General features: G+C 40.8%; 4 protein-coding genes. 3 read left to right on the top strand and 1 reads right to left on the bottom strand.

Going from position 1 to position 2,811, the window contains the following annotated elements; translation table 11 throughout:
- Positions 1-505 (bottom strand): hypothetical protein (locus ACM0OY_RS39975; RefSeq protein WP_414574232.1); only part of this gene is annotated, 505 nt, incomplete at its 3' end.
- A gap of 296 nt (positions 506-801) precedes the next feature.
- On the opposite strand from ACM0OY_RS39975, the gene ACM0OY_RS39970 reads away from it, so the two are divergent.
- From ACM0OY_RS39970 to ACM0OY_RS39960, 3 genes are all read left to right on the top strand, one after another.
- The gene (locus ACM0OY_RS39970; RefSeq protein ID WP_414574231.1) at positions 802-1,044 is read left to right on the top strand and encodes a hypothetical protein; all 243 of its coding nucleotides are present in this window, start codon (positions 802-804) and stop codon (positions 1,042-1,044) included.
- A 117-nt stretch (positions 1,045-1,161) separates the two neighbouring features.
- On the top strand, positions 1,162-1,803 hold the full coding sequence (locus ACM0OY_RS39965; RefSeq protein ID WP_185566166.1) for a ParA family protein: 642 nt from the start codon (positions 1,162-1,164) through the stop codon (positions 1,801-1,803).
- Complete coding sequence (locus ACM0OY_RS39960; RefSeq protein WP_414574230.1) at positions 1,790-2,704, top strand: ParB/RepB/Spo0J family partition protein; 915 nt, start codon at positions 1,790-1,792, stop codon at positions 2,702-2,704. The genes ACM0OY_RS39965 and ACM0OY_RS39960 overlap by 14 nt, the downstream gene beginning before the upstream one ends.
- The last annotated feature ends 107 nt before the right edge of the window (positions 2,705-2,811 follow it).

The following is a 2,811-nucleotide window of genomic DNA, read 5'->3' as shown; positions in this document are numbered from 1 at the left end:
AAAGTTTTAGCGATCGCACTTTTTTACCCGACCTCACAAAATCGCGTTGCTCCCGTTGAGTGGCGGCTTTGTTGGTAGGCTTAGTGGTTCTCTTTGCTGTAGCGGTTTTGGTAGATTTCTTGGTTGCTCTAGCTTTCGGTTGTACTTGGGCTGCTGGCGGTAGCAGTTTTAGCGTAGGGAACTCAAGTACAACAGGCTCTTGCTGTATTGCAGTTGGTGGAATTTCTGTGTTGAGTTCCCAAGGGTCAGGCAGTTGCGCCAACTGTGGTTGTTCTTTTGGATCTGGTGTTATTGGTGGTTCTGGTATTGGTGCGGCGGCTGGCTCTTGTTGAAGGGCGAGTGCTTGAGAATTTGTAGCCACAGGTGCGTTCATCTTTGACGTTGCCAAAGGCATCGCATAATTTGGTAGCGAGAACAAACCGTTTACGAAATCCATAACCATAACACAGACGAAGCCCATAACCAAAATTTGAATTGCCCAGTTGAGTGCGATTTGAATATCCATTATTGTTTTCCTGAAGTAGGAGAGAGTTTTCATTGGTCATTCGCGTAGCGTTTGACTGCACGCTTTTGAGAAATTTAGGAAGTAGCAAAAGATTGAGGCACAAATTCTAGGTGTAGATAATTGAATTTGCACAAGCCTGATGCTCCTTGAAAATTTAGCGTAGCTAAAGGGAGAAATTGCCCTACAAAGCTTTAGTGAAAACTCGACCGAAGGCTTAAAAACTAGAGTTTAAAAGGCTAAGATTCAAGTCAAGCGGTTAACTATGTTCAATTATTAAAGCCGCAGTCAGCTAAACAATGGCAAGCAAAGAAATTCAAGTTAAAGAGTACACAGTTAGAGCGCACAAACGTCAAATCCACACACGTGTATTTAATTTCGTCTGTAAGCAGTGCGATCAATCTACCTCTCGTGAAACTTATGGACCACGCCCCCTGTACTGCGAAACCTGTCGTCCTCCAGGGACGCCTAAGAAATCTTTAGTGGAGCCGAAGAAGAAGGCGAAGCCCAGACCCATGACTTATAAGAGTGATGGGGAATAAATTTTTTTGAAACATACAAGCAAGCACTGCCTTGCTTGTATGAATGTTATAACGGTAAATTAACGTGGTAGCTTTACCTTAAAAATGTATTAGCAGAACTGAGCATACTTCAAAAATATGATTATTGGGATAACAAATCAAAAGGGGGGCGCAGGAAAAACTACAGTAGCTGGGCATTTTGCATACTGGTTGAGCCAGCGTGGAACAGTGATTGTTGTAGATGCCGACGCACAGCAAAGTAGCACTAACTGGATGAAAGATTTAGTACTGCCATGCAAAACAATGATAGATCCTGATGATTTGTTTGATGAACTTCCACTTTTAGCAGAACAATATGATGCCGTAGTTGTGGACGGCCCGGGTAGCCTGAGCGAAACAACCAAAGCAATTTTATCTAGATGTGACTTAGCTTTAGTTCCTTGTAAACCAGCTGGTCTTGATATGCACAGCACTTCTAAAATGGTAAGAATTTTACGCCAAGCAAAAGAAATGCGTCATGGAATGCCTCATGTTGGTTTATTTTTAAATCAAGCAAAAAAGGGAACAGTATTACTCAAAGATGCTCAAAGAGCTTTATCAGAAAAGAACACAGGGTTTCCTTTACTTAAAACAATGGTGTATGACTTACAGGTAATTGCTGATGCCCCAGGACAGGGAACGACTGTTTGGGGTTTGGCAGGTGCAACTGCTAAACGTGCAGCTAAAGAGTTTGACTATCTATTTACCGAAGCTTTGGAGGTAGCTAATGGTAAAAAATAGACGTATGGTAGAAGATTTTATTTTTAGGGATGATACAACCCAGACTAAAACTAGTATGTCCCTAAGTCTAATTGTTTTGCCTAAAGCAGAATTACGATATTACATCGACCCAGTAGAAGTAGATAAAATCGTTGCTTCTGCCAGAAGAAACGGCATTATTGAACCACTTCTAGTCCGTCCTCTTCCTGATAGTGATAAACACGAAGTAGTTGCAGGAGCCAAACGCTACAGAGCAGCACATATTTTGGAACTAGTAGAAGTTCCTGTAGTAATTCGTTCTCTGTGCGATGAAGATGCTTTAGAAATTGCTCTAATTGAAAATTTTGCTCGTTCAGGACTTACCGATCTTGAAGAAACAGATGGGGTTTTGCGCCTTTTATCAGCAAAGCTGAAAATCTCGCTACAGGAAGTACCAGTATTACTGCATCATCTTCAAAACCAACAACGTGGGAGAAATTCTGCCAATAACGTTATTGGCAATGATGTAATTGAATTAGTACAGTCCTGCTTGACCTCGCTCGGTAACATTAAATTAGACTCATTCATTAGTAATCGTCTTCCCCTGTTAAATCTACCTAATGAGGTGTTAGAGGTATTAAGGCAGGGAAAGTTAGAAACTAGTAAAGCCAAAGCGATCGCTAGACTCAAAGATGAAGAATTACGAAAACAGATGTTAGAGGATGCGATCGCTTATGATTTATCATTGAGCGAAATCAAGCGTAAAGTCCAAGAAATAGAGCAGCAGTCTCAACCAGACTCTACAAGCTCATTAAAAGACCGTGTAGATGATACTTGGCGACGCTTTAAAAAGTCTAAATTGTGGGATAACCCTAAAAAACAATCCAAGGTAGAAAAATTGTTGTCTCAAATAGAGGCTTTGATAAATGAAGAAGAAATATGAAATCTACTAAGCGGCCATCTAAACTACCGAAACAACAACCTACACAAACTCAGCCACAATCTAATCCAAATTCTACTGATAACTCAACAGAGTTACAATCATCTCAA

Source organism: Nostoc sp. CCY 9925 (assembly GCF_963920935.1).
Taxonomy (GTDB): Bacteria; Cyanobacteriota; Cyanobacteriia; order Cyanobacteriales; family Nostocaceae; genus Nostoc.
The sequence above is the reverse complement of the archived record's forward strand: the minus strand, read 5'-3'. Positions and strand labels throughout refer to the sequence as shown.